Here is a 25,360-nt window from a genome sequence, read left to right as displayed (position 1 = left end):
GTACGCTCGCCGGGTGAGCGAACCTCTCGATCCCGACATGTTCACCGGCTGCGACCACCCTCCCGCGCTGTTCCGGATCGGCGGCAAGTGGACCCCGAGGATCATCCGGTGCCTGGAGTCCGGACCCCGGCGCTTCAGCGAACTGGAGGTCCCGCTGCGCGGCATCACACCGAAGGTGCTGACGGAGACGCTCCGGTCGATGGAGCGGAACGGCCTCGTCACCCGCACCGACCATGGCGGTGTCCCGCCACGGGTGGAGTACGAACTGAGCACTCTGGGCCGCACCTTGCTCGCCCCGATGGCCGCCTGCTGCGCATGGGCGGCGGCGCATCTGCCGGAACTGCTGGACGCGAGGGAGGCCTACGGGGACTAGCCCCCGCATCGGGCACGCTTGGGCACTGATCGGCCTACTCGTCGAGTACGTGCGCCACGGCCAGGGCGATGCGGTCGATCCAGTTGATCGCATCGGTCACGTCGGGCTCGGTGATGGGGCGCCTCTGCTTGAGGTCTCCGGCCACGAGATCCGCGTCGTGCGCGATCTTGTTGCGGCGGGTGGTGATGCTCATGAACTGCGCCTTCAGCGTCTTGTCCGTGTACGCTGTCCGGCCGCCCTGCCAGGTGTTGATCTGCGCGGCCGCGCCCTGCCAGATGTTCTTCTCCGTGACCAGCCTCAGCACATCGGAGATGGCGCGCGGATTCTGGAGTGAGGCGCTGCCCCACCTCTCCTTGACGTGCTCGACGACCACCTCGGCCAGCGTGACGTCACCACGCTGCACGGCCTCGACCCGGTGCAGAGGGATCTCGTAATTGCGTAGCTGGAGCGGCATCTCGGGGCTGTCCTTGGCCGCCAGTTCGGCCACACGGCGGAAGAGCTCCTCATGGAACCAGTGGTCGATGGCCGCCACGGCCTGCACCCAGGCGGCACGGTAGAAGTCATCAACATCGACCGTCCCCGGCTGGAACGGAGCCAGGTACCGTCCCGCGTCCACCATCTTGCGGGCATAGGCGAGGTTCGTGGTGAACGCCTCGAACTGGCTGGTGTTCGGCCTGGGAATGGCCATCCGTTGAGCCCCCGTACTGTCACATGTTCGCTGAGCTGAGCTGCGTGAACAGGTTTCGTGACAGTCAGGGGGCTCGTCAAGCGCTTGGCCGACTCAGCGGTTGCCGATGTCCGGTTCTCGGCGCTGCGGCCGATTCCTGTCCGGATCGAGCGCAGCCGCACCCAGCCGCGCACCCCGGCTTTCCGCGACTCGCTTGACCTCCCGCAGCGACTCGGTCAACCGGCTGGCGAGGAAGTGGATTTCTGCGCCGGTGACCTTCCGGTCCGCCAGGAGGCCGGCGGCGTGGCCGAGCAGGTCTCCCGCCATGCCGAGCTGGATGCTCTCGATGTCGTCCGCCATGCGTGACACGTAGCCGTTGCCGTCCCCGAGGACGTAACACGGCTTGCCCTCCGGCCCGGTCCACGGCAGCAGCCTCATCACGTCGGGTCCGTTTTCCTCTCGTTCCTTGCCGTTCACGCGGCGACCTCGACTCCGTGGATATGACGGGGCCCTACGTCCACTCCGTGCACGGCGAGCCGGAGCGTGCGGCGGCGGGCGCGCTGACGCCGCTCCTCGGCGGCCACCCGGGCTACTTCCTCCGCCAGTTGCCGCTCGTGCGCGATCAGGTACGGCCGGACGAGCGGGCTGTCCTCGCCGCGTGGGGGCCGCTCGCCGGTGCGGTAGGCGGTCGGACCGGCTACGTAGTCGCAGGAGTACGGGTATGCGTACGGGGTGGCGTCCCATTCCTGTGGATGTCGCTGCCTGGAACCGGTGATCAGGAACCGCAGCAGCGGCTCGAAGAGTCGGGCGATAGCGTGCTTCACGTCAGCCTGCTTTCTCAGGGTGGCCACGCCCCCGGGCCGTTGACGGCGGTCGCGGGGGTTTCTGCAGTGCGCGTCCACTGCTTTCTGTAGCGAACTCATCACAGAGTGGGGTCACGGGTCGCTACGCTGCCAGGGGGTCGGGGATGACAGCGCGTCCGTCAAGACGGGGAGTTGGACCACATGGGGACGAAACGAAGGCCGCGTACACCTCGGGAGAAGTACGGCGAGGAGCTGAAGCTACGGCGTATCGCGGTGGGGCTGACGCAGGAAGTCCTGGGCGAGATGGTGGTCTGTTCGCCCACACTCATCAGCCACTACGAGGCGGGGCGGCGGCTGCCGAGCCCGGAGGACGCGCAGCGGATCGACCGCGCTCTGGGCACGGATGGGTTCTTCGCCCGGTGGCTGGAGGATCTGGACTCGAAGTACGCCGACCACTTCGCGTCCGTGGCAGAGTTGGAGACGCAGGCGACGCTCATCCAGCAGTTCGCGCTCTCGCTCGTGCCGGGGCTGCTCCAGACGGAGGGCTATGCACGTGCACTGTTCCGGTCCTACCGACCCAACCACTGCCGGGAAGAGGTTGACAAGGACGTCGTCATCCGAACAGAGCGTGCCCGTGTCCTCGACGGGCCGCTGCGCCCCGTTCTCTGGACGATGCTCGATGAGGCAGTACTTCGGCGGCGCGTTGGTGGGCCGCAGGTCATGGCAGAGCAGTTGAACAAAATCGCGGACATGGCGGAGAGCGGACGGCTACGTCTGCACGTGTTGCCGTTCGAGGTGGGGGCCCACTCGCTCCAGGAAAGCCTGCTGACGCTGATGAGCTTCGCTGACTCGGCGCCGGTGGCGTACGTTGAGGGCTTCCAGACAGGAAACTTGATGGATGATCCCGGCCTGGTGGCGACCAGTCGCACGGCCTACGATCTCGCCCTGAGCGACGCGTTGTCGCACCAGGAATCACTGGCCCTTGTGCGGGCGGCAGCAGAGGAACACGAACATGGTCAGCAGTAGGCGGAGTGTCGCGGACTCGTCCACCCTCACCGGTTGGTTCAAGTCCAGCTACAGCGGCGGCGGTCAAGGGGAGTGCATTGAGGTCGCTGACGGATACCCCTCCGTCCCCGTCCGCGACAGCAAGGCCCCCACCGGCCCCGCCGTCGTCTTCTCCCCAGTCGGCTGGTCGTCGTTCGTCGAGGCGATCAAGGACGGCCGGCTCAGCGCCTGACCAACACCGCACCCCGGCGAACTCGGCCTCACTGCAGCCAGGTTCGCCGGGGTGATGTCACGTGCGGGACAGAAACGCCTCCCGCAATTCCTGATCCCGGAGGAACCCAAGTGTCTCCTCCTCACCGCTGAACAGCAGCTCCGCAGCCGGGTGGCCGGATTGGTGAAACATCCCGACCAGGACGTCTGCGAGTGGGCGGTCCCAGGCCACCCGGACGACCTCCGCCGCCTTGCTGTGCTGCCCCCGGTCCGTGGCGATGCGCCACAGCTCGATCGACTGCTTGGCGGTCCCGTAGGCCGTTCGTCGCCCGTTGACGAGGACACCACGTGAGTTGAGTCCGAACACGTCTATGCACGCCTCGCCTTGGGGCGTCAGCCCCTTGTACGTGCAGAGCGGAAGTACCAACCGAAGATGGTTCAAAGGGTCCTGGAGTGTGGGGTCGAGGAGGAGCGGACCACCGCCCTCCTCGGCGCGCGGAAACCTATTCCGCTTCTGGTTACTGTTGCAGTACGAGCAGGCGAGCAGATGGTTGAGCCAGTCGAAGGTGCGCAGTGGAGCGAGGCTCTTCGGCTCGAAGTGGTCGATGTCCGTACCCTGCCCGTCGCCGCAGTACATGCAACGCTGGTGCCCGGGCGCCATGTCGGCAAGGGTGGCGAGGAGACCGTCGCGGACGCGCCGCCGTACGGTCGAATGAGACCACAGATGTGCGGCCAGGTCTGGCCGACTCGGCTCGGCAGCCTGCTCAATGTCCCGGGTATACACCTTCAGCCGCGCCGCCGTGTCCAGGGGCAGGGCAGCGCGTTCCAGCCGGATCACTCCGCTTTCCCCCTCTCTCCGTCCTCGATCTCCTCGGCGATGCGGTGAAGTCGGGCGGACATCTCCTGGACACGCGCCGCCGGGGAGCTGCTGAGCAGATGCTTGAGCTCCTGGTATCGCTCGACCGTGTCCGGTGACGTGTCCCCCTCGTACACCTTGGTCTCCAGCGCGACGAACTCGGCGCGGGTGTGCTCGGCCCGCTCGGAGTACGGGGTATCGAGGCCGAAGAGGTCGGACAGGACCGCGTCGTCCCCGCTGCCGTAGACGACCCGCTCGTACAGGTCCTCCGGTACGACCTCGGGCGCGGCGTCCTCCGCCGACCCCGGCAAGCGGATCAGCCCGCCGGGGTCGGCGGCCTGGCAGATGTACGGACTGTGAGTCGTGACGATGAACTGAATGTTAGGGAAGTGCGAGGTAAGCCAGGGGCCGATTCGGCGCTGCCAGGAGACGTGGAGATGCGCGTCAATCTCGTCGATGATCACGACGCCAGGGACTTGGAGAGGGCTGGGTCGGTCCTCTTCCGCACCGAACGGCTCGTCGCCGAAGGAGTCGTGGATCTGCTTCAGCAGGTCCACGACCAGCGCGGCCACCGTACGGAATCCGTCGCTCATCTCCCGCAACGGGAACCGGTGTCCGTCACGCGTGACCCACAACCCCTCGGAGTCGACGTCCTCCACCCGGTAGCCGTCAGGCAGTAGCCCGTCACCAAGAACGGAAAGGGCCGCCCTCTTGAGTCCTGCAGCACCTTCTCGGCCCTCAAGTGCACGTAGATGCTGCTCGATCAGCCAGGCGACGCCTTCGGCCAGCGAGGCGTCCTCGTGGAACAGGCTCGCCTGCCGCGCCACCGGGCCCGAGGCCAGCATCAGCCGCTGCACCTCGCCCGAACCCCCGGCCATACGCCGGAAAGGCCCGTAGGCGGCGCAGAACCAGCCCACCGGGTTGTCGGCCCAGGGGCCACGCTGGGCGGGAGTGGCGCTCTTGGCGTTGGGGTTCTCCCTGATGCCTTCCAGCGCCGGCTGGGCACCCTTGCGACCGCTCCCGCCGTCGGCCGGGGCCGTCCATCGCAAGCCTGCCCAGAAGTTGGTTGTGGTGCGCCCGGACGCGGTGAACTTGTCGAAAGTCGGATCCCTGACGATCTTCGCGTGCGCGGTACCGACGGCCTCGCCGCGCGCCATCCAGTTCTCGAACCCCTGGACCAACCCGCGCGCCGCCACCGGGCCGCCCAGAGCCAGGGCCAACGCACGGAGCAATGTCGTCTTTCCCGAGCCGTTGCGTCCGGCGAGCACGGTCCATCCGGCGTGTGAGCCGTCCGGACGGGTCAGTCTGAGGTCAACGGTGCGAGGACCGTGGAACGACTTGATGTTGTCGACGATCACGCGGGAGACGTACATGAGTGACGGTTCCGTCCGGTGTGGGAGGGGGGCTATTCCGGTTCCGCGTCGGCCGGGACCTCGCCGCCCAGGGCCTCGGCGATAGCGGCGAACTCGCTGAGTGCGGCCTGAAGGTCCTGCACGATCTCGGCGGCGATCACCTCGGGCGGCAGCAGGCTGTCCGCGTCCTCCAGGGCCGGGTCCTTCATCCAGGTGAGGTCGAGGTTGACCTTGTCGCGCTTGACCAGTTCGTCGTACGTGTACGCCTTGAACCGGCCCCCGTCCTCGGCGGAGGTGTCCACGCGGTCCGCCGGCTTCTCGCCGTACGCCTGCACGAACTCCTCCAGGTCCGCTCGGGTCAGCGGGCGCTGCTTGAGTGTGAAGTGCTTGGCGGTGCGGAGGTCGTAGACCCAGACCTTGGTGGTGTGCGGCTTGCCGTCGGCGCGGGGAGTCTTCTTGTCGAAGAAGAGGACGTTGGCCTTCACGCCGCCCGCGTAGAAGATGCCGGTGGGCAGGCGCAGGATCGTGTGCAAGTTGAACTCGTCCAGCAGCCGTCGGCGGATCTTCTCGCCCGCGCCGCCCTCGAAGAGGACGTTGTCGGGGAGGACGACGGCTGCCCTACCGTCGATGGCAGTCAGCGACATGATGTGCTGAAGGAAGTTGAGCTGCTTGTTGGTGGTGGTGGCGCGGAAGTCGTCGCGGTCGTAGGAGATGTCCTCCTTCTCGGCCTTGCCTTCCGAACCGATGATGGTGATCGCGGACTTCTTACCGAAAGGCGGGTTGGCGAGGACGAGCGAGGCATGCTTGGCGCCCGGCTTGGTGGCCAGCGCGTCGCCGACATCGATCAGGCTCTTGCCCTCGCTGCTGCCGATGCCGTGGAGCAGGAGGTTCATCGCCGCGAGGCGGGCGGTGCCGGGGACGAGTTCGTTGCCCCAGATCTTGCCCTCACCGAGCGCGAGGCGCTGTTCGCGGGTGAGGTCCTTCATGTGGTGCTTGCGGATGTAGGAGTGCGCGGCGATGAGGAATCCGCCGGTTCCGCAGGCGGGGTCGGTGATGGTGTCCTCGGGGCGGGGGCGCATCACCTCGACGATCGCATCGATCAACGGGCGGGGCGTGAAGTACTGGCCGGCGCCGGTTTTGGTGTCCTCGGCCCCCTTGGCGAGCAGTCCCTCGTACGCATCGCCCTTGAGGTCCGCGTCTCCGACCGTCCAGTCCTGCTTGCCGATGAGGTCGACGACGAGCTTTTCGAGGAGGGCGGGCTCGGTGATGCGGTTCTGGGCCTTGGTGAAGATGGTGCCGAGGGTGGTGCCGGGGCGGGTGCCGAGGGCGTCGAGGATGTTGCGGTAGTGGAGTTCGAGCGCCTGGCCCTTCTTCTTGGCGAGGGACTTCCAGTCGTACTCCGTCGGCACGATCTCGGCGGCGTCGGCTTCCGAGAAGGGGTCGTCGTTAATCTCGTCGACCATCTTGAGGAAGAGCAGATACGAGAGCTGCTCGACGTACTCGATGGTGGAGAGGCCGTTGTCGCGCAGGACGTTGCAGTAGTTCCAGAGCTTGGCGACGAGGCTGTTGGTCTGGGCGGCGGCCTGCGGGGCGAGCACGATGTTGTCCTCGACGGGGGCGGGGGCCTGGTCAGGGGTGGTGACGGGCACGGTCACAGGTCGAACTCCTGCTGTACGGCGTGGGCGGGGACGAGGGTGGGTGACGGCGCAGGTTTGGTGGGGGGCGCGGTTGTGGGGGCCTTCGACTTGCGGGGCGCGGCGGCGGTGCGGCGGGTGCGCTTGGCCTTGGGCTGCGCGTCACGCTCGGCCTGGATGCGGGCGAGGAGGACGGAGGCGGGCTCGTCGGCGGGGTCTTGGGAAACGAGGGCGCCGGAAAAGGCTCTATTCAGGATCGCGCGACGAAGAACGGCTGCGCGTGACAGTGCCTGAGCCGTGAGAACCTCGGCGTTCTCAATGAGTGAAACCTGTCTCTCGATTCGATCCAAAATCTGGTCCTGCACCTCTGGCGGCGGAACCGGCACCGGAAATGTTTTGATCTTCGAGAGGCTGATTGAGGCGAGGTTCACACTCTGCTTGCCATTATCCTCGAACCACTTGCCCGATCTGTTTGCATGCCAGGACAAGAGCTTGGGATAAAGTCGGCCATCACGAATTCGAGCACGGAATACGTGGTTCTGATGAATAGCGCCTTCAATCTGACCATCCCAGATCCAGCCACGACCGAGCTTATTACGGTCACCTCCCTCATTCAGCAGAACATCCCCAGGGAGCAGCTTGAGTTTTTCCGCCTTTTTGGCAGGGACTCTGATGTACGTGACGTGATCCAGGTCCAGCTTGCCACGCTGAACGTTCGCCACCCGCAGATACGGAACTTCCGGGACTTCCGGATCGGACTGCTTCTTCTGGTCCTTGGTCACTCCCCCCACGACCTCCGCCAGATCACCAAGACGCTCCCACTGCCAGTTCGGTGGGAGCGTCGGCAAAGGGCCATCGTCCGAACCCGCCGGCGGCGGAGGCGGAGCCCCTTCGACATTTCCAGGAATGGCGTGCTGCAGGGTGATATCCGTTACGGATGCATGAAGGTGAACGACACGCTCCGCCACTCGGCCGACAAGGGCCTCCGCCTCGTCCAGGCGGGAAAGGTGGCCTTCGAGGGCCTCCACGATGCGGTGCTGCTCTCTGAGCGGGGGCACAGGGACAGGCCACGCCTTGAGAACGGTCTGACTGATGTTCTGCTGAGTTCCTCCTTTGCCCGCCCGGAGCAGCTCTGCCCTCTGTGAGCGGAGGTACCAGAAAACGAACTTCGAGTCCATCAAGCGATAGTCCGGAATCGCGAACGCAATCGCCTGATTCGTCGTAACACTTCGCTTGGCGATTCCGAGTTTCCCGATCGATCCATACATTGCGACCAAGACTGCCCCCTCAGGGACCCACTTAGCCGAACTGTTCGCGAGTCCGGCTTCTGTGACGGTCGAAGACGTTTCGCTCAGCGGACCATCCGTAAGGTCACCGATGACTGCCCAGGGGATATCTCCACCGTAATAGGCTGGCGTCCCAGCTTTCGGAGTCCCCCCGCTCCCCCAAGCAGCGACCTGTTCAAGGGTCGTGATCGCCCACCCCGCCGGAATTTCCTTCTCGCTCAAGCCAGTTCCCGATTCAGCTCAGTCAACAGATCCAGCGCCGGCTCTTTCCCGCCGAACGCCATCATGAAGCCGCGCCCCTTGCCGCGCTCCGTGAACGGCTCGTGGGCAAGCTCTGCCGGCTCTATGCCGACATCGCTGGCGACGACGTCCCGGATCTTCTCCAGCCACCACAGCTGCTCGTCCGTGAATACGACGCCCGCCTGTCGCTGCCGCAGCAGCCAGCCCTCGAAGCGCTCCTCGACCACCGTACGGTACGGGCGAAGCTCACTGTCCGCGCCCAGCTCGTAACGGATCAGGCTGATCAGGTCCGGGATGCCGGCATCTCGTCCGGGGTGAGCCACCGCCTGGTTCAGTTCCTCGTGGAAGCCCCAGAGGACTGGCGGCGTCCACGCCCGCCTGGAGGCCCGGATCGTTGCCGCCAGTTCCTTCAGCGCGGCACGGGCCTCCCCCGGCGAGAGCGGACTTCCGCTGCCCAGGGCAACCTGGATCGCCGCGTTGCGGTCGCGCTGCTTCTCCAGCAGGTCGCCCCACTCGTCCAGGTTCTCGCGGGCCCGCTTCTCGCGCGGGACCTCCTCCACCTCGGTCACCGTCACGGCCGTCGTCTCGTCGTACGTCAGGTCCTTGTCCCGGCGGATCTCCAGGATCTGGCGGCGCAGCTCAGGGTTGCTCGTGAGGACGGCAACCGCGTCCTCGACCAGCCTGCGCGCCGCTCCCGCGCCGCCCTGCTGCCTCGCCTGGTCCTGCGCGTCGACGTCCACCGCGTCAACGATGCCGCGCGCGATCTCGGAGAGCGTGACACCGCCCGCCGTGTTCGTCAGGAGGTCGCGCTCCTCGTCCTTGAGCTGCTGGTTCAGTCGCGACAGGCGACGCTGAAGGACCTCCGCCTCCTCCGCGCTGATCGCCTTCGTGCCGGTCTTGTCGAGCAGCTTGGCCAGCGACACCTGCTTGCCGGTCGCCGGGATCATGGGGCGGGCGTCGACGAGCGGGGAGGTCGTCACGCCCGCCGCGTCGATCAGGACGAAGCGGTCCTTGGTCACGTCGTCGTCCGCGTCCGGGGTGACCTCGCGCAACTCGGTGGCATCGATGGTGCGCGCCCCGCGTCCCTTCATCTGCTCGAAGAGCACCGCGCTACGGACCGACCGCAGGAAGATCACGCACTCCAGGGCCCGGACGTCCGTGCCCGTGGCGATCATTTCGACCGTGACGGCGACCCGCATCCGGGGCGAGTTACGGAGGTCGTTGATCAGCTCGTCGGGGTTGTCGCCGTTCTGCCGGCTCTTGTAGGTGATCTTCTTTGCGAAGTCGTCGCCCCGACCGAAGACCTCCTTGACCTGCTTGAGCACGTCCTCGGCGTGGTCCTCGCCGACCGCGAAGATGAGCGTCTTGGGCAGGTCCTTTCGCCCTGGGAACCAGCGCTGCCAGTTGTTCTTGTACGTCGTGAGCACCGCACGGATCTCATCGACGGTGATCACCGACCGGCCGATCTGATTGGTGGTGTACGTGAGGTCGTCGTCGAGTTCCACGTACCGCTGAGCCCTGGTCTTGCGGTCCTTGATCCGGACCGTCGTACCGGCCTCGATCTTCGCGCCACCCTGCTCGCGCAGGTCGCTGTTGACGCGGACGATGTCGAAGTCGACGTTGACCCCGTCGGCGACGGCCTGTTCGTACGTGTACTCGGAGACCGTGTTCTGGTCGAAGAAGCCACGGGTCTGCGCGGTCGGGGTGGCGGTGAGGCCGACGAGATGGGCGTCGAAGTACTCCAGAACGCCCCGCCACAGCCCGTAGATGGAACGGTGGCACTCGTCCACGACGATCAGGTCGAAGGACTCCGGAGGGACGTCCGGCTGGTACGCGACCTCGATGGGGAGGTCGGTGGCGTAGTTCATCTCGGGGTCGTCCGCCGTACCGTCGACGGGCACGGCGGCCTGGGCCTCGGCGTCCTTCTCATCGTCGCGGGCGTCGTCGTCCGTCAGCTGCTCGCCCTTGAGCAAGGAGTACATCTTCTGGATGGTGCAGATGACGACGGACGAGGTCTCCTGGAGACCGGCCGCGCCCAGCCGGTCGACGTTGTAGAGGTCGGCGAACTTCCGGCCGTCGTCGGGGGTCGTGTAGTTGCGGAACTCCGACAGCGCCTGGCGGCTGAGGTTGTTGCGGTCGACGAGGAAAAGAACGCGGCGGGCTCCTGTGTGCCGCAGCAGGCGGTATGTCTCGGTGACCGCCGTGAAGGTCTTTCCCGCACCGGTCGCCATCTGGATCAGCGCGCGGGGCTTGTCCTGGGCGAGGGACTGCTCCAGGCCGCTGATCGCGTCGATCTGGGCCAGCCGCAAACCGTACGGCTCCAGCTTCGGCATCCGGCGCAGACCGGCCCGGAAGGTCGGGGCGCGGCGGTCCCGTGCACGCTCCATCCAGGCGGCGACGGTCTCGGGGCGGTGGAAGGAGAACACCTCGCGGGACCGGGGCTCGGGGTCCAGACGGTTGACGAAGTAGGTCTCGGTGCCGGTGGTGGCGTAACGGAAGGCGAAGGGCTCCGACTCCCGCCAGACGGCAAGGCTGTGCTCCTTCAGGACTCCCTTGGCGTAGCGCTCGTTCTGGGCGAGGGCGCTGGAGAGGTGGTCCCCCTCGCGCTTGGCCTCGATGACTCCGACGATCTTGCCGTCGACGTAGAGGACGTAGTCCGCGCGACCCGTCGCGAGCGTGAACTCCCTTACGGCGACTCCTTGCCCGGCGAGGGGGTTGAGGTCGGCACGGTCCTGGACGAGCCAGCCGGCCTCGGCGAGCATGGCATCGATCTTCTGCCGGGCCTGGACCTCGTTGAGCGGGGCCGGGCGCTGGGCGCGGTGCACGATGGCGTCACGGGCGGCGGCGTTCACCCGACGCGGCTGCTTGCGGTCGGACTCGTACTGCGTCTGCTGCGCGGTCCGCAGACTGACGATCTCCGCTTCCATGTCCACGAGGCGGGCGGCCAGGTCCTGTTTCGCCTGCTGGGCGCTGGCCATCAGAGCTTCGGCCTCGGCGCGGGCCCGGCGCTCGGCCGCGAGGCGGTCGGTGGACTCGCTCAGTTTGACGCGGGACTGTGCGAGTGCCTCGCGGTGGCCGTCGAGTGCCTGGCGCAGCTCGGCGACCTCGGCCGGGTCCGTGAGCACCGGCAGGGCGGGCGGTACGAAGGCGGTGACCGTGCGCTTGCCGGTCAGGGCGCGGTGGTAGAAGACGCCGAGCTCGTAGCAGAGCCGTACGGCCTCCAGGGCGCGGGTGGTGTCGAAGAGGTGCGCGTGGGCGGCCTCGTTGCGGTCACGGCGAAGCCGGTCGAAGGCGTCGTGTACGGCCGGAGTGAGCGCGCCGATGTCCGTGAGGGCTCGCAGCCGGTCGATCTGGTGGGTACCGGCTACCCGGATGCCCGTCCGCGTGACGAGGTCCTCGGCCAGGACTTCTCCGAACTGGCCGGCCTGGACCTGGGCAGCATTCGGGTTGCTGAAGACATTGAGTTCGGCCTGAGCACCGTACAGGGCCAGGAGCGGCTGATGCTGATAGAGCACTCCGAAGTTCGGAGATGCCTTGGCCAGGTCCCGAAGCCGGTCGTCCACGCTGTTCCCACCCCACTGGTACGTCCATCAGGGTGATCGATTCTACGAGGGGCGGGGTGGCCTGGCTCCAGAGTTTTGCCGCGTTCATTTCCCAGGCAGACTGGCGCAGGCCCGGTGGGCCGGAAAAACGAAACGGGGCCCGGTCGACTGACCGGACCCCCCTCGCTTTCCCCCACCGTCAAGGCTTCCCGATCCCCCCAGATCCCTCCCCGGAAGCACCCGACGTCAGATACGACTCGGTCGGGTGCCAAACGGTTGCATGCCTTGACGATCTCTTTGCCTTGAGGGCAAAGCGCCTTGTCAGCAGGCGTGCTCGGAGTAGCGGGACGCGACCTCCGCGAGGACTTCGGCGCCGTCGCGGGCCCAGAGGCCCTCGTTGAAGATCTCCACCTCGACCGGGCCGTCGAAGCCGGTGGCCTCGACCAGGGTGCGGAAGGCGCGGAAGTCCACGGACCCGTCGCCCAGTTGGCCCCGGCCGAGCAGGACGCCCGCCGGGAGCGGGGTGATCCAGTCGGCCAGCTGGAAGGAGTGGATGCGGCCGCCCGCACCCGCGCGGGCGATCTGCGCGGGCGCCTGGTCGTCCCACCAGATGTGGTACGTGTCGACGACCACCCCGACCCGGTCGGCGGGGAAGCGTTCCGCGAGGTCCAGGGCCTGGGAGAGCGTGGAGACCACGCAGCGGTCCGAGGCGAACATCGGGTGCAGCGGTTCGATGGCCAGGCGTACGCCGCGTTCGGCCGCGTACGGGGCCAGTTCGCCCAGGGCGTCCGCGATGCGTTCACGGGCGCCGTGCAGGTCCTTGCTGCCCTCGGGCAGGCCGCCGGAGACCAGGACCAGGGTGTCGGTGGACAGGGCCGCCGCCTCGTCGAGCGCGGCGCGGTTGTCGTCCAGCGCGCGGGACCGTTCCGCCGGGTCCAGGGCGGTGAAGAAGCCGCCGCGGCAGAGGCTGGTGACGGAGAGGCCGTGATCGGCGAGGAGTGCGGCCGTGCGCTCGACGCCGTACCCCTGGACGGGGGCCCGCCAGAGGCCGACCTTGTCGATGCCCGCCTTGGCGCAGCCCTCGGCCAGCTCGGGCAGCGACCACTGCTTGATGGTCTCCTGGTTGATGGAGAGACGGCCGTCGCTCATCGGGTGCCTCCGTTGACCGCGAGGAGAGTACGCATGCGGGACTCGGCCAGTTCCGGGTCCGGGAACAGGCCCAGCCGGTCGGCGAGTTCGTACGCCTTCGCCAGGTGCGGCAGCGAGCGCGCGGACTGGAGGCCGCCGACCATCGTGAAGTGGTCCTGGTGGCCGGCCAGCCAGGCGAGGAGGACCACGCCCGTCTTGTAGAAGCGGGTGGGGGTCTGGAAGAGGTGCCGGGACAGCTCGACAGTGGGGTCGAGGAGGTCCCGGAAGCCCTGGACGTCGCCGGTGTCCAGCACCCGTACCGCGTGGGCGGCCAGCGGGCCCAGCGGGTCGAAGATGCCGAGCAGGGCGTGGCTGAAGCCCCGGTCGTCGCCCGCGATCAGCTCGGGGTAGTTGAAGTCGTCCCCGGTGTAGCAGCGGACCCCGCCCGGGAGGCGGCGGCGGACATCGATCTCGCGTGCGGCGTCCAGCAGCGAGATCTTGATGCCGTCGACCTTGTCCGGGTGTTCGGCGATGACCTTCAGGAACGTGTCGGTGGCGGTGTCGAGGTCCGAGGAGCCCCAGTAGCCGTCCAGCGCGGGGTCGAACATCGGGCCCAGCCAGTGCAGGACGACCGGTTCCGACGCCTGGCGCAGCAGGTGGGCGTACGTCTCCAGGTAGTCCTCGGGCCCCTTCGCCACCGCGGCGAGCGCGCGGGAGGCCATCAGGATGGCCTGGGCACCGCTCTCCTCGACGAGGGCGAGCTGCTCCTCGTAGGCGGAGCGCACCTCGGCGAGGGTGGCGGGGCCGGTGAGCTGGTCGGTGCCGACGCCGCAGGCGATGCGGCCGCCGACCGCCTTCGCCTCGGCGGCGGAGCGGCGGATCAGCTCGGACGCGCCCGCCCAGTCCAGGCCCATGCCGCGCTGGGCGGTGTCCATCGCCTCGGCGACGCCCAGGCCGTGCGACCAGAGGTGGCGGCGGAAGGCGAGGGTGGCGTCCCAGTCGACGGCGGCCGGCGAGTCGGGGCTGATGTCGGCGTACGGGTCGGCGACGACATGGGCGGCGGAGAAGACCGTGCGCGAGGAGAGCGGGCCGGTGCCGGGGGCCAGGTCGAGCGGGGTGGTGCGGGGTTCGTAGGGCCCCTGCGGGAGGTGGATGGTCATGAGGTCGGCTCCAGGGTGCCGTGTGCGGGGCGGATCGTCACAGCGACAGCTCCGGGACGTCGAGGCGGCGGCCCTCCGCGTGGGACTTCAGGCCCAGCTCGGCGAGCTGCACGCCGCGGGCGCCGGCCATCAGGTCCCAGGTGTACGGCTCGTCGAGGACGATGTGGCGCAGGAACAGCTCCCACTGGGCCTTGAAGCCGTTGTCGAAGACCGCGTTGTCGGGGACTTCCTGCCACTGGTCGCGGAACGGCTCGGTGACCGGGAGGTCGGGGTTCCAGACCGGCTTGGGGGTGGCCGAGCGGTGCTGGACGCGGCAGTTGCGCAGGCCCGCGACGGCGGAGCCGTGCGTTCCGTCGACCTGGAACTCGACGAGCTCGTCGCGGTTGACGCGGACCGTCCAGGAGGAGTTGATCTGCGCGACGGCGCCGCTCTCCAGCTGGAAGATGCCGTACGCGGAGTCGTCGGCGGTGGCGGCGTACGGCTTGCCCTGCTCGTCCCAGCGCTGCGGGATGTGCGTCTGGACGTGTGCCTGGACGGTGGAGACCCGGCCGAACAGCTCGTGGAGCACGTACTCCCAGTGCGGGAACATGTCGACGACGATGCCGCCGCCGTCCTCGGCGCGGTAGTTCCACGACGGGCGCTGGGCCTCCTGCCAGTCGCCCTCGAAGACCCAGTAGCCGAACTCGCCGCGCACGGAGAGGATCTCGCCGAAGAAGCCGCCGTCGATGAGGCGCTTCAGCTTCAGCAGGCCCGGCAGGAAGATCTTGTCCTGGACGACGCCGTGCTTGATGCCCGCGTCACGGGCGATGCGGGCCAGCTCCAGGGCGCCCTCCACGTCCGTGGCGGTGGGCTTCTCGGTGTAGATGTGCTTGCCCGCGGCGATCGCCTTCTTGATCGCCTCCACGCGGGCCGAGGTGACCTGGGCGTCGAAGTAGATGTCGATGGTGTCGTCGGCGAGGACCGCGTCGAGGTCGGTCGACCACTCGGTCAGGCCGTGCTTCTCGGCGAGTGCCTCCAGCGCGTGGGCGCGGCGGCCGACGAGGACCGGCTCGGGCCACAGCACGTCGCCGTTGCCGAGGTCGAGGCCGCCCTGCTCGCGGATCGCGAGGATCGAGCGCACCAGGTGCTGCCGGTACCCCATGCGACCCGTGACGCCGTTCATGGCGATGCGCACTGTCCTGCGTGTCACGAAACTTCCTCCATACAGCCGTAGCAAGCGCTTTCTATCGGTGATGACGCTAGCCTGCCGACAGCGGCCCGGACAAGAGGGCCCGGCCCGAAACCCTCGGAGGAAAGCGATGACAGTCACCCTGGCGGATGTGGCGGCTCGCGCCCGGGTGTCGCCGGCCACCGTCTCCCGCGTGCTGAACGGCAACTACCCGGTGGCCGCGTCCACCCGCGAACGGGTCCTGCGTGCGGTGGACGATCTGGACTACGTGCTCAACGGGCCGGCGAGTTCGCTCGCGGCGGCCACCTCCGACCTGGTCGGCATCCTGGTCAACGACATCGCCGACCCGTTCTTCGGGATCATGGCGGGGGCGGCGCAGACCGAGATCGGCGGGCCCGGGGACGGTTCGGGCCGGGCGGGGGGCGAGAAGCTCGCGGTCGTCTGCAACACCGGCGGCTCCCCCGAGCGCGAGCTCACCTATCTCACCCTGCTCCAGCGCCAGCGCGCCGCGGCCGTCGTCCTGACCGGCGGCGCCGTGGAGGACCCTGCGCACCAGGCCGCGGTCTCCGCCAAGCTGACGAAACTCGCGGACGCGGGCACCCGGGTGGTGCTGTGCGGGCGGCCCCCGCTGCCGGACGGCGAGGCGGTCGTGGCCGCGCTCGCCTTCGACAACCGGGGCGGTGGGCGGCGCCTCACCGAGCACCTGCTCTCGCTCGGTCACCGGCGGATCGGCTATGTCGCGGGCCCGCTGGAGCGGACGACGACCCGCCACCGGCTGGAGGGCCACCGCGACGCGCTGCGGGCGGCGGGGCTCGTCGGCGACGAGGAACGCCTCACCGTCCACGGCCCCTACGACCGCCGCTCCGGCTACGACGCCACGCTCGAACTCCTGCGCCGCGAACCGGAGGTGACGGCGGTCGTCGCCGCCAACGACACGGTGGCGCTGGGCGCGAGCGCGGCGATCCGGGACCGGGGGCTGCGCATCCCCGAGGACATCTCGGTGGCGGGCTTCGACGATCTGCCGTTCTCGGTGGACGCCGTCCCGGCGCTGACGACCGTACGGCTGCCGCTCTTCGAGGCGGGCGCGCGGGCGGGCCGCCTGGCGATGGGCAAGGAGACACCGCCGCCCGGGGGTATCGCGACGATCGCGGCGGAGCTGATGGTCCGGGGGTCGACGGCACCGCCGCGGGGGCAGTAGGGGCGGGGAAACCTGGACGGGGCTCGCGCCCGTTCCCGTTCCTGCTCCCGTTCCTGCTCCCGTTCCTGCTCCCGTTCCCGTTCCTGCTCCCGTTCCCGCCGCGGGCAGAAAGATGGGGGCGTTGCCCCCATGCCCTCCGCGCGCGTCGCCGGAAGTATGGGCCGTGGCGGACCGGTGGTGCCGGCGCCGGACCGAGGAGGTGCGATGGCGGAGATCCATGCGGGCGGCGGCGAACGGCTGGACGTCCCTTCCGCGTCACGTCCGGCCGTGGCAGCGGGTTCCTCCGCCGACGCGGTCGGTCTGCTGGAAGCCGAGCGGCCGGTGGCGTACGAGGCTTCCTGGGCCGACGGTTCGTGGTGGCGGCCTGCGCTGACCGGTGACGTGACCAGTGGCGCAGCCGGTGACGCAACCCGTGACGCATTACCCGAACAGGCCCCGGACTGGGCGGTGTTCACCCAGGACGCGATCGCCTCCGCGCCCGAGCGGGTGGCGATCGGCGACCGGGAGCACTGGCCGGGGCTGCGTGGCTTCGAGCGCGTCCTCGCCCCGTTCACCGCCTGCGCGGCGCGGCGGATGCAGGACGGTCTCCCACGGCGGCTGAGCCGGTACGTCGATCTGGACGCCGTACGCGAGGACTTCGAGCGCCACCTGTCCCGGCGGCTCGCCCGGCTCGCCGCCCGGACCCTGGTCCTGGAGCTGCACAGGGCGCGGCAGGACGGGCGGCTGGCCGGGGGCGGCCCCGAGGACCGGTTCACCGACTTCCTGCGGCGGACCGGTGCCCGGTCCGGACTGACCGCGCTCTGCACCACGTACCCCGTACTGGCCCGGATCCTGGCGCGTGCCGCGCTCGACGCCGCCGCCGCGCTGGGCGAGATGCTGGTCAGATACGCCGTGGACCGGCCGGTGCTGCCGGGCGGCGACGAGGTCGGGGACGGCCGGCTGGTCGGGGTCGAGCCCGGTGCCGGGGACGGCCACCGGGGCGGGCGGACCGTGATGCTGCTCCGCTTCGAGGGCGGTGCCCGGCTGGTCTACAAGCCGCGTCCGCTCGCCGCGCACCGGCACTTCAACGAGCTGGTCCAGTGGTTCGACTCGCTGCCCGGCACCCCCGGGCTCCGTACGCTCGCCCTGCTGGACCGGGGCCCGTACGGCTGGGTGGAGTTCGTCGCGGAACGGCCGTGCCGGTCGGCCCGTCAGGTCGAGACCTTCTACCGGCGCCAGGGCGCGCTGCTGGCCCTGCTGCACACGCTGGACGGCACCGATCTGCACCACGAGAACCTGATCGCGGACGGGGAGTACCCGGTACTCGTCGATGTCGAGACGCTGTTCCACCCGCCGTTGCCCACCGCGGGTTCGGACGATCCGGCGGCCCGCGCCCTGCACGACTCGGTGCACCGGGTGGGGCTGCTGCCGCAGCTGCTCGTCGGGGACGAGACGGCGCTCGACATGTCCGGCATCGGCGGCGGACAGGCGGCCGACTCCCCGGTGCGCAGCGCCGACTGGGCCGGCGCGGGGACCGACCGGATGCGGCTGGTGCGCCGGACGGCCCGGTTCGGCGGGTCGGCGAACCGGCCCCGGCTGACCGGTACGCCCGCCGACCCGTCCGCCTTCACCCGTGCGCTGTGCGCCGGATTCCGCGCCGGATACACCGCGATCAAGGATGCCCGCGCGGAACTCCTGCGCCCTGGAGGCCTCTTGGACCGGTTCGCGCACGACGAGGTGCGGGTGGTGGCGCGGCCCACCTGGGTCTACGCCTCGCTCCTGGACGAGTCCACGCACCCGGACCTGATGAAGGACGCCGCCGAACGGCAGGAGGTGCTGGGACTGCTGGGCACCGACACCCTGGGGTCCGCCACGCTGCCCGGCCTCCTGGACGAGGAGATCGCCCAGCTCTGGTCGGGCGACGTGCCCCTGTTCACCGCCCTGCCCGATCGCACCGACCTGTGGAGCGGGACCGGCCGGCTACTGCCCGGCACGCTCGGCCGGACGGGGCTGTCCCTGGTCCGGGCGAAGCTGGCGGCGATGGACACGGTGGACCGCCAGGACCAGGAACGGATCATCCGCGCCGCGATGGTGACCACCTCGCGCGAGCCCGCCCACGAGCCCCGGCCCGGCCCGCGCCGGGTCCGTACGGCCGCGACCGCGCCGGAGCCGGAGCACCTGCTCGCGGCGGCCCGGTCGGTCGGCGACCAGCTGGTGTCCCAGGCCTACTCCGGGCCCACCCGGCTGAACTGGATCGGCCTGGAGCTGCTCGACGAGCGTTACTGGCGGCTGGGGCCGATGGCCGCCGACCTGGCGGGCGGCTACACCGGCACGGCGTGCTTCCTGGCCCAGCTCGCCGCGCTCACCGGCGCGGACCGGTACGCCACGGCCGCCCGGGACGCGCTGGCGCCGCTGGCCGGGCTGCTGGACGTGCTGCACGCGCGCCCGGACGATCTGGGTCCGGTGGGCTCGGGTGCGTTCGCCGGGCTCGGCGGGATCGCGTACGCGCTGCTCCAGGTATCGGACGCGCTGGACGACCCGCGCCTCGGCCAACTGGTGCTGCCCGCGCTGCGGTTGGCCGGCGCGGCGGCCGTCTCCGAGAGCGAGTACGGGGTGCGCGGGGGCACGGCCGGCGGGCTGGCCGGTCTGCTCGCCGGGTACCGGGTCACCGGACGGGCCGATGTGTGGCGGGCGGCGGAGCGCTGCGCCGGGCTGCTGCGCGAGGCACCGCTGCCGGACACACCGGGGTTCGCCGACGGGTCGGCCGGGATCGGCTGGGCACTGCTGCGCTTCGCCGAGGCGGGCGGCGGCGAGCCGTACCGCGCCTCGGGGCTCGCCGCGCTGCGGGCCGCGACCGGCGCCGTGGACGGCGACATCTCCTGGTGCCGGGGCCGGACGGGCGTGGCGCTGGCCGTGCTGGACAGTGCGGCGGCGCAGGCCGACACGTTGCTCTCCGCCTGGGCGCGCGAGGCGACGGCGGACATCGCGGAGGCCGGACCTCCGCCGGACGACAGTCTGTGCCACGGCGAGCTCGGCGTCCTCGAACTGCTGCGCCGCGGCGAGCCGTCGGGGGCCCGCACCCGCTGGGTGGAGCGGGCCGGGGCGCTGCTCGCGGCGGCCGACCGGGCGAAGCCGCGCTGCGGAACACCCGGCCAGGTGTCGCACCCGGGGCTGCTGACCGGGCTCGCGGGGATCGGGCACGGGCTGCTGCGGGCCGGGTTCCCGGACCGGGTGCCGTCGGTACTGCTGCTCGACGCGCCCGCTGCGCCGGTCGCGCCCGGCTGAGCCCGCCGTCCGCGCCGTCCGCGTCTCCGTACCCCCGCGCCACGTACCACCCGCACCACAGCCCGCACCCCGCACCCCGCACCCCGCACCCCGCACCCCGCACCACCGACGCACCACCGCTTCGTGCACGTCTCGTCGTACCGCTCACGCAACGACCACCTCCCACGAGAAGAGGCAGACCATGCAGACCACCGAAGCTCCCGCCTTCCGCGCCGACGCGTTCGACGACGCCGTCGACGAGCACCCCGTGGGCCGGATCGCCCTGGGTGCGAGCGGCAGACTCGGCCTGCGCAGCAGAATCCTCGGCGCCACGGACATCGGCTCCGACTGCACTTCGGACCTGCCGTGGACCACCATGACCTGGGTCTGAGGTCAATTCCTTCTCGAATCCAGCGATTTGCCGCACTGACCGGTGGGCGGTGGCTCAAGTAGCCTGCGTCCATGCGTGCCACTTCGTCGGTGATTGTCGGGCGTTTCGCTGAGACCGGCCTGCTGAGCAACGCCCTGGACGCCGCGTCGCGGTGTTCGGGGCGTGCGGTCTTCTTCGTCGGGGACGCGGGCATCGGAAAATCCAGGCTGGCCGGCGAGTGCGCCTACCGGGCGTACGAACGGGGCATGCCGGTGCTGCGCGGCAGGGCCACGTCGACCGGGCTCGTGGTGCCGTTCCGCCCGCTGATCGAGGCGCTGTCCTCGCGGTTCCGGGCGGCCGGGACGCCCACCGACCCGGAGCTGGACCCGTACCGCCCGGCGCTGGCCCGACTGGTGCCGGAGTGGCGCCAGGGCTCCTCCCCCGGCTATCCGGAGACGGTGATCGAGCTGGCCGAGGCGCTGCTGCGGCTGCTGTCGGTGCTCGGCCAGGAGCGCGGCTGTGTGATCCTGCTGGAGGATCTGCACGACTCCGACACCGAGACGATCGCGGTGGTGGAGTACGTCATCGACAACGTGGCGGACCTGCCGGTGCTGCTGCTGGGGACGCTGCGCCCGGAGCCCGGTGTCGCGCTCGACCTGGTGCGCTCGGCGGAACGGCGGCAGGTCGCCACCGTGCGCGAGCTGGCGCCGCTCGGTGACGCGGATGTACGGGAGATGACCGCCTCGTGCCTGGAGGCCGCCCCGGACGAGGTGCCGCAGGCCACCCACGAACGGCTGGCCGGCCGGGCGGGCGGCAATCCGTACCTGGTCGAGGTACTGCTCGCCGATCTGCTCGACTCCGGCCAGCTGCGCCGGTCCGGAGACCGGTGGGAGGAGCACGCCAACCCGGACGCGTCGGTGCCGACCGGGGTGGTGCGCAGCTGGTCGCGGCGGCTCGACCGGTTCGACGAACCGGTGCGCGAGCTGCTCCTGTGCGCGGCCACGCTGGGCAGCCGGTTCTCGGTCACCGTGCTCCAGACCGTCACCGGGTTCGACGACCGTACGCTCTTCAGCCATCTGCGCTCCGCCGTGGAGGCGAACATCATCGCCCCCGACGGGGCGGACCCCGACCGCTACACCTTCCGGCACGCGCTGACCGCCGAGGCCCTGGTGGCCTCGCTGGCACCGGCGGAGCGGGCCGCGACGGCCCGCCGCGCGGCCCTGTCCCTGGCGGCGGCCGAGCACGAACTCGGCGACGAGCAACGGCAGTTGATGGCCACACTGCAACTGGCCGGGGGCGACCGGCACGGGGCCGCACGGCAGTTCGCCGGTGTCGGCCGCCGGATGCTGGCCGCGGGCGCCTCCGGTTCCGCCGTCACCCTGCTGGAACGGGCCCGCTCGCTCGCCCACGAGAGCGATCTGCGGGGCATCACGGAGTCACTCGCCGTCTCCCACGCCGAGGCCGGTGAGCTGGACGCGGCCCTGGCCCTGACCGCGGAGCTTCCCCCGGTGCCGCCGCGCTCCGACGCCGCCGAGCAGCGCGGTGAGGCCCATATCCGGATCGCCTGGGCGGCCGTGATGGCGGAGCGGGTGGAGGAGGCGGCCGGGCAGATCCGGACCGCGCGGAGCATGCTCGGTACGGCCGTCCGCCCGGAGCTGGAGGCGGCGCTCGACGTGGTGGACGGCCATCTGGCCCTGCTGCCCGGTCATGCGGGCCACGGCCGGCAGGAGCGCGCGCAGGACGCCGCGCGCCGGGCCGCCGCCGTCGCGGAGGAGCGGAGCCTTCCCGTGGTCGCCTGCCAGGCCTGGCAGTTGCTGGCGCTGCTCTCCCGGGAGCGCGGCTTCGACGAGGCCGACGCGTGCCTGGAGCGGATGCTCGCGGTCTCCGAGCAGCACGCCCTGCCGGTGTGGCGGGTGGAGGCGCTGGTCCGGCTCGGCGCCAACACGTTCATGCGTACCGGTGACCCGGCCCGGCTGGAGACGGCGCGGACCGCGGCCCAGTCGCTGGGCGCGCTGGTACCGACGCAGACCGTGGACGGACTGCTCGCCATGAACGCGGTGATGCGGGGCGAGTGGGACGGGGCGCACGAGATCATCGAGCGGTCGGTGGCCGCCAGCGCGCGGGTCCGCAATCTGGGGGCGCACCGCTATCTGCTGCTGGCCTCGGCGGCGCTCGCCGCGCACCGCGGCCGAAGACGGGACCTGGACCGGGCCATGGTCCGGTTCCGCCGGGCGGGCGGTGAGGAGTCCTTGCTCGTTCCGCTGCAACTGGGGCTGTGCCGTGCCTTCGCCGCGCTGCTGGAGGAGGACCGCGCGGGCGCGCTGGCCGACCTGGACGCCTCGCTGGCCTGGGAGCGCGAGCACCCCAGTTTCTTCTATCTGAGCGGGCGCTACGGTCTGCGTCCGCTGTTACGGATCCTCGACGGCCCGGGCGACCGGGCGGAGCTCGACGCGACGCTGGAGAGCCCCGGCGCGGACCTGGCCTGGAACCAGCTGTTCCTGCGCCTGGCCGAGGGCGTCCTGCACGGCCGCGCGGGCGATACGGACCGGGCCGTCCGGTCGGTCGCGGCAGCCGTCGCCGACGCCGACGCCTTCCCGCTCGCCCGCCATCTGGGACTGCGGCTGGTCGCCGGCGCGGCGCTCGCCGAGGGGTGGGGCGAGCCGGTGAGCTGGCTGCGGACGTCGGAGGAGTACTTCTACGGGGCGGGCATCCAGCCGGTCGCCGCCGCGTGCCGGGCGGCGCTGCGGCAGGCGGGGGCCAGCGTCGGCCAGCACCGGGGCGGCTGGGACCGCATCCCGGCCCCGCTGCGGACGAGCGGGGTGACGCCGCGCGAGTACGAGGTCTTCGTGCTGCTGGCGGAGCGGCCGGGCAACCAGCAGATCGCCCGGCGGCTGTCCATCTCGCCGCGCACGGTGGAGAAGCACATGGCGAGCCTGCTGAACAAGACGGGGCGCGCCGACCGCGCGGCACTCTGCGAGTTCTCCGCCGAGTGCGCGGCCGAACGCGACTGACGCGGGGGGTGGTTGCGGCGGTGCGGGGGTCAGCAGGGCGGTTGCGGCGGCACGGGGAGGCCGGGTGACGGGTGTGCGGCCCCAACATGGGGGCCCGGGGCGGATTTGGTCGGGTGCCGGGACGGAACATGCGGGTCCGGCACCGATGTGGGGGGCGCCGCCGCAGGCGGACCATCCAGGGGTGCGACCGGCAGCCCGCCGCCCCCGTCCCCCGGTTCCTCGGAGGCCCGTCCATGACCCGACTCCCCACCCGCGCCCCGTCGTCCGGTGCGCTGAACCTCTCGGTCCTCGGCCCGCTCTCCGGACGGCTGGACGGGCGGCCACTGCTTCTCGGGCCGCGCAAACAGCGGCTGGTCCTGGCGATGCTGCTCAGCCGGCCCAACACTCCGGTACCGGTGGACGTGCTCACCGACGCGGTGTGGCCGGACGCGCCGCCCCGCACGGCACGCAAGAACCTCCAGGTGTACATCAGTTCGGCTCGGACACTGCTCGGCGCACGATGTCCCGACGGGCCGGACGGCGGTGGCGGGGAACGGCTGGCGCACTCCTGCGGCGGCTATCTACTGCGCGTCGGCGAGGACGAACTGGACTCCCTGCGCTTCCGGTCACTGGCCGCGGCCGGCCGCCGGGCCGCCGACGACGGCGATCAGCGCGCCGCCGCCGGTCTGCTGCGCCGGGCGCTGGACCTGTGGCAGGGTCCGCCGCTGCACGATCTGCGCGACTCGCCGGAGGTGGCCGCCGAGGCGGAGCGGCTGGAGGCCCGGTGCCTGACCGTGCACGAGGACTGGGCCGAGACGGAGATCGCACTGGGGCGGGCGCCCGCCGTGGTGGACGGACTGCGGGACCTCACCGAACGGCATCCCTCGCGCGAGCGCATCCGCGCGGCGTGGATGGACGCCCTGCACCGGACCGGCCGCCGGGCCGAGGCGCTCGCCGTGTACGACGACTACCGCCAGCTGCTGGCACGGGAGTTGGGGCTGGAGCCGGGGGCGGCCATCGCCGCCCGGCACCGCGCGATGCTGACCGGCCGGGACACCGCGGACCGGCCGAGGGGCGCGGCTCCGGCGCGGCGGGCCCCCGCGCTGCGGGCGGTACTGCCCGCCGAGGTACCCGATTTCACCGGCCGGGGCGAGCAACTGCGGGAACTGCTGGACGTCCTGGGCGAGGAGGGCGGCCGGGTGGTGGCGGTCACCGGAGCCACCGGTACCGGGAAGACGGCACTCGCGGTGCGGGCGGCCCATCTGCTGGCGGACCGGTTCCCGGACGGCCGGATCCACATCCGGGTCCGCGACGAACAGGGCGCGGTGCGCCCCACCGCCGCGGTCGTCGGCGAGCTGGCCCGGCTGACCGGCGGCCCGCATCCGGCGGAGCCGATGACGGACGCGGAACACTGGCGGCACTGGCTGGCCGCGCACCGCGCACTGGTCGTGCTCGACGACGTACCGGACGAGGCGGCGGTACGGGCCCTGCTGCCGGGAACCGGGGGCAGTTCGTTCGTCCTGACCGCGCGCGGCCAGCTGGCCGGGCTCGCACCGGTGCACCGGATCGCACTGCCGCCGCTGGCCCCGGCCGAGGCGCTGGCCCTGCTGGGCCGGCTGGCCGGGCCGGGGCGGGTGGGGCTGGACCGGGCCGCCGCGCTGCGCATAGCCGAGGCCTGCGGGCTGCTTCCGCTGGCGGTACGGGTGAGCGGGATGCGGCTGGCGGTGCTGCGCCATCTGCCGCTGGCGGAGTACGCGGACCGCCTGGCCGATCCGGCCGGGGCGCTGGACGAACTGGTGGCCGGTGACATCTCGGTGCGCGCCCGGCTGGCTTCCGGCTGGCAGGACCTGTCGCCCGGGAGCGGTCAGGCGCTGGCCCTGCTGGCCGCCGCGGTCGGCGAGGGTCCGTTCACGCTCCCGGAGGCGATGACGGCGCTCGGCTGCGGTGAACGGCAGGCACTGCGGGCGGTGGAGTCACTGATCGACGCCGGGGCGGTGTCCTCCCCCAGCGGCGAGGTCACCGCCCACTGCGTGCTGTACGAACTGCCGCGCCTGACGGGCCTGTACGCCCGCGAACGCGACACTGCCCCGGAGCCGGTTCCTGTCCCGGAACCGGCGGGGGCCCACCGCCTCTGA

The 25,360-nt window shown here is 70.7% G+C and carries 19 protein-coding genes; 8 read left to right on the top strand and 11 right to left on the bottom strand.

Annotation, left to right across the window (positions count from 1 at the left end; translation table 11 throughout):
- Window positions 1–13: 13 nt before the first annotated feature.
- Entirely contained in the window at window positions 14–373 is a 360-nt protein-coding gene (locus GA0115234_RS31855; protein ID WP_370804622.1) for a winged helix-turn-helix transcriptional regulator, read from the top strand.
- Window positions 374–407: 34 nt separating this feature from the next.
- Here GA0115234_RS31855 and GA0115234_RS31850 read toward each other — a convergent pair whose 3' ends face one another.
- The 3 genes from GA0115234_RS31850 to GA0115234_RS31840 form a co-directional block, all read right to left on the bottom strand.
- Window positions 408–1,061: a hypothetical protein gene (locus GA0115234_RS31850; RefSeq protein WP_093548647.1), complete on the bottom strand. Its 654-nt coding sequence runs from the start codon at window positions 1,059–1,061 to the stop codon at window positions 408–410.
- Between the two features lie 93 nt (window positions 1,062–1,154).
- On the bottom strand, window positions 1,155–1,478 hold the full coding sequence (locus GA0115234_RS31845) for a hypothetical protein (protein WP_093548778.1): 324 nt from the start codon (window positions 1,476–1,478) through the stop codon (window positions 1,155–1,157).
- Between the two features lie 35 nt (window positions 1,479–1,513).
- On the bottom strand, window positions 1,514–1,864 hold the full coding sequence (locus GA0115234_RS31840; protein WP_093548645.1) for a hypothetical protein: 351 nt from the start codon (window positions 1,862–1,864) through the stop codon (window positions 1,514–1,516).
- A 180-nt stretch (window positions 1,865–2,044) separates the two neighbouring features.
- Here GA0115234_RS31840 and GA0115234_RS31835 point away from each other — a divergent pair, with 180 nt between their 5' ends.
- The gene (locus GA0115234_RS31835; RefSeq protein WP_093548643.1) at window positions 2,045–2,869 is read left to right on the top strand and encodes a helix-turn-helix domain-containing protein; all 825 of its coding nucleotides are present in this window, start codon (window positions 2,045–2,047) and stop codon (window positions 2,867–2,869) included.
- Window positions 2,856–3,080, top strand: coding sequence for a DUF397 domain-containing protein (locus GA0115234_RS31830; RefSeq protein ID WP_093548641.1), 225 nt, complete (start codon window positions 2,856–2,858; stop codon window positions 3,078–3,080). Before GA0115234_RS31835 ends, GA0115234_RS31830 begins: the two co-directional genes overlap by 14 nt.
- 57 nt (window positions 3,081–3,137) lie before the next feature.
- On the opposite strand, the gene GA0115234_RS31825 is transcribed toward GA0115234_RS31830, so the two are convergent.
- The 8 genes from GA0115234_RS31825 to GA0115234_RS31790 form a co-directional block, all read right to left on the bottom strand.
- The gene (locus GA0115234_RS31825; RefSeq protein ID WP_093548776.1) at window positions 3,138–3,719 is read right to left on the bottom strand and encodes an HNH endonuclease; all 582 of its coding nucleotides are present in this window, start codon (window positions 3,717–3,719) and stop codon (window positions 3,138–3,140) included.
- Between the two features lie 173 nt (window positions 3,720–3,892).
- Entirely contained in the window at window positions 3,893–5,287 is a 1,395-nt protein-coding gene (locus GA0115234_RS31820; protein WP_093548639.1) for an AAA family ATPase, read from the bottom strand.
- A 32-nt stretch (window positions 5,288–5,319) separates the two neighbouring features.
- A complete protein-coding gene (locus GA0115234_RS31815) occupies window positions 5,320–6,864 on the bottom strand; it encodes a type I restriction-modification system subunit M (RefSeq protein ID WP_176729333.1) in 1,545 nt (514 codons plus the stop codon).
- A gap of 53 nt (window positions 6,865–6,917) precedes the next feature.
- Window positions 6,918–8,408 carry a restriction endonuclease subunit S gene (locus tag GA0115234_RS31810; protein WP_093548637.1) on the bottom strand — a complete coding sequence of 497 codons (1,491 nt, stop codon included), beginning with the start codon at window positions 8,406–8,408 and terminating at the stop codon, window positions 6,918–6,920.
- Entirely contained in the window at window positions 8,405–11,989 is a 3,585-nt protein-coding gene (locus GA0115234_RS31805) for a DEAD/DEAH box helicase family protein (protein ID WP_093548635.1), read from the bottom strand. Before GA0115234_RS31805 ends, GA0115234_RS31810 begins: the two co-directional genes overlap by 4 nt.
- A 300-nt stretch (window positions 11,990–12,289) precedes the next feature.
- Complete coding sequence (locus GA0115234_RS31800) at window positions 12,290–13,117, bottom strand: sugar phosphate isomerase/epimerase family protein (RefSeq protein ID WP_093548633.1); 828 nt, start codon at window positions 13,115–13,117, stop codon at window positions 12,290–12,292.
- Window positions 13,114–14,256 carry a dihydrodipicolinate synthase family protein gene (locus GA0115234_RS31795; RefSeq protein ID WP_093548631.1) on the bottom strand — a complete coding sequence of 381 codons (1,143 nt, stop codon included), beginning with the start codon at window positions 14,254–14,256 and terminating at the stop codon, window positions 13,114–13,116. Before GA0115234_RS31795 ends, GA0115234_RS31800 begins: the two co-directional genes overlap by 4 nt.
- Before the next feature lie 37 nt (window positions 14,257–14,293).
- A complete protein-coding gene (locus tag GA0115234_RS31790; protein ID WP_093548629.1) occupies window positions 14,294–15,445 on the bottom strand; it encodes a Gfo/Idh/MocA family protein in 1,152 nt (383 codons plus the stop codon).
- Window positions 15,446–15,554: 109 nt separating this feature from the next.
- On the opposite strand from GA0115234_RS31790, the gene GA0115234_RS31785 reads away from it, so the two are divergent.
- From GA0115234_RS31785 to GA0115234_RS31765, 5 genes are all read left to right on the top strand, one after another.
- Window positions 15,555–16,622 carry a LacI family DNA-binding transcriptional regulator gene (locus tag GA0115234_RS31785; protein WP_093548627.1) on the top strand — a complete coding sequence of 356 codons (1,068 nt, stop codon included), beginning with the start codon at window positions 15,555–15,557 and terminating at the stop codon, window positions 16,620–16,622.
- A gap of 204 nt (window positions 16,623–16,826) precedes the next feature.
- Window positions 16,827–19,886, top strand: a complete 3,060-nt coding sequence (locus GA0115234_RS31780; RefSeq protein ID WP_093548625.1) for a type 2 lanthipeptide synthetase LanM family protein — start codon at window positions 16,827–16,829, stop codon at window positions 19,884–19,886.
- A gap of 181 nt (window positions 19,887–20,067) precedes the next feature.
- Window positions 20,068–20,256: a hypothetical protein gene (locus tag GA0115234_RS31775; RefSeq protein ID WP_093548623.1), complete on the top strand. Its 189-nt coding sequence runs from the start codon at window positions 20,068–20,070 to the stop codon at window positions 20,254–20,256.
- A gap of 71 nt (window positions 20,257–20,327) precedes the next feature.
- Window positions 20,328–23,246 carry an ATP-binding protein gene (locus GA0115234_RS31770; protein ID WP_093548621.1) on the top strand — a complete coding sequence of 973 codons (2,919 nt, stop codon included), beginning with the start codon at window positions 20,328–20,330 and terminating at the stop codon, window positions 23,244–23,246.
- Between the two features lie 233 nt (window positions 23,247–23,479).
- A complete protein-coding gene (locus GA0115234_RS31765) occupies window positions 23,480–25,360 on the top strand; it encodes an AfsR/SARP family transcriptional regulator (protein WP_093548619.1) in 1,881 nt (626 codons plus the stop codon).

It is taken from the genome of Streptomyces sp. DvalAA-43 (genome assembly GCF_900091725.1).
Taxonomy (GTDB): Bacteria; Actinomycetota; Actinomycetes; order Streptomycetales; family Streptomycetaceae; genus Streptomyces; species Streptomyces pulveraceus.
The sequence above is the reverse complement of the archived record's forward strand: the minus strand, read 5'-3'. Positions and strand labels throughout refer to the sequence as shown.

Coding starts and splice junctions, on each gene's coding strand:
- GA0115234_RS31835 (WP_093548643.1), top strand. CDS start 2,045: ATGGGGACGAAACGAAGGCCGCGTACACCTCGGGAGAAGTACGGCGAG.
- GA0115234_RS31780 (WP_093548625.1), top strand. CDS start 16,827: ATGGCGGAGATCCATGCGGGCGGCGGCGAACGGCTGGACGTCCCTTCC.
- GA0115234_RS31820 (WP_093548639.1), bottom strand. CDS start 5,287: ATGTACGTCTCCCGCGTGATCGTCGACAACATCAAGTCGTTCCACGGT.
- GA0115234_RS31845 (WP_093548778.1), bottom strand. CDS start 1,478: ATGAGGCTGCTGCCGTGGACCGGGCCGGAGGGCAAGCCGTGTTACGTC.
- GA0115234_RS31800 (WP_093548633.1), bottom strand. CDS start 13,117: ATGAGCGACGGCCGTCTCTCCATCAACCAGGAGACCATCAAGCAGTGG.
- GA0115234_RS31850 (WP_093548647.1), bottom strand. CDS start 1,061: ATGGCCATTCCCAGGCCGAACACCAGCCAGTTCGAGGCGTTCACCACG.
- GA0115234_RS31770 (WP_093548621.1), top strand. CDS start 20,328: ATGCGTGCCACTTCGTCGGTGATTGTCGGGCGTTTCGCTGAGACCGGC.
- GA0115234_RS31765 (WP_093548619.1), top strand. CDS start 23,480: ATGACCCGACTCCCCACCCGCGCCCCGTCGTCCGGTGCGCTGAACCTC.
- GA0115234_RS31825 (WP_093548776.1), bottom strand. CDS start 3,719: ATGGCGCCCGGGCACCAGCGTTGCATGTACTGCGGCGACGGGCAGGGT.
- GA0115234_RS31785 (WP_093548627.1), top strand. CDS start 15,555: ATGACAGTCACCCTGGCGGATGTGGCGGCTCGCGCCCGGGTGTCGCCG.
- GA0115234_RS31830 (WP_093548641.1), top strand. CDS start 2,856: ATGGTCAGCAGTAGGCGGAGTGTCGCGGACTCGTCCACCCTCACCGGT.
- GA0115234_RS31795 (WP_093548631.1), bottom strand. CDS start 14,256: ATGACCATCCACCTCCCGCAGGGGCCCTACGAACCCCGCACCACCCCG.
- GA0115234_RS31775 (WP_093548623.1), top strand. CDS start 20,068: ATGCAGACCACCGAAGCTCCCGCCTTCCGCGCCGACGCGTTCGACGAC.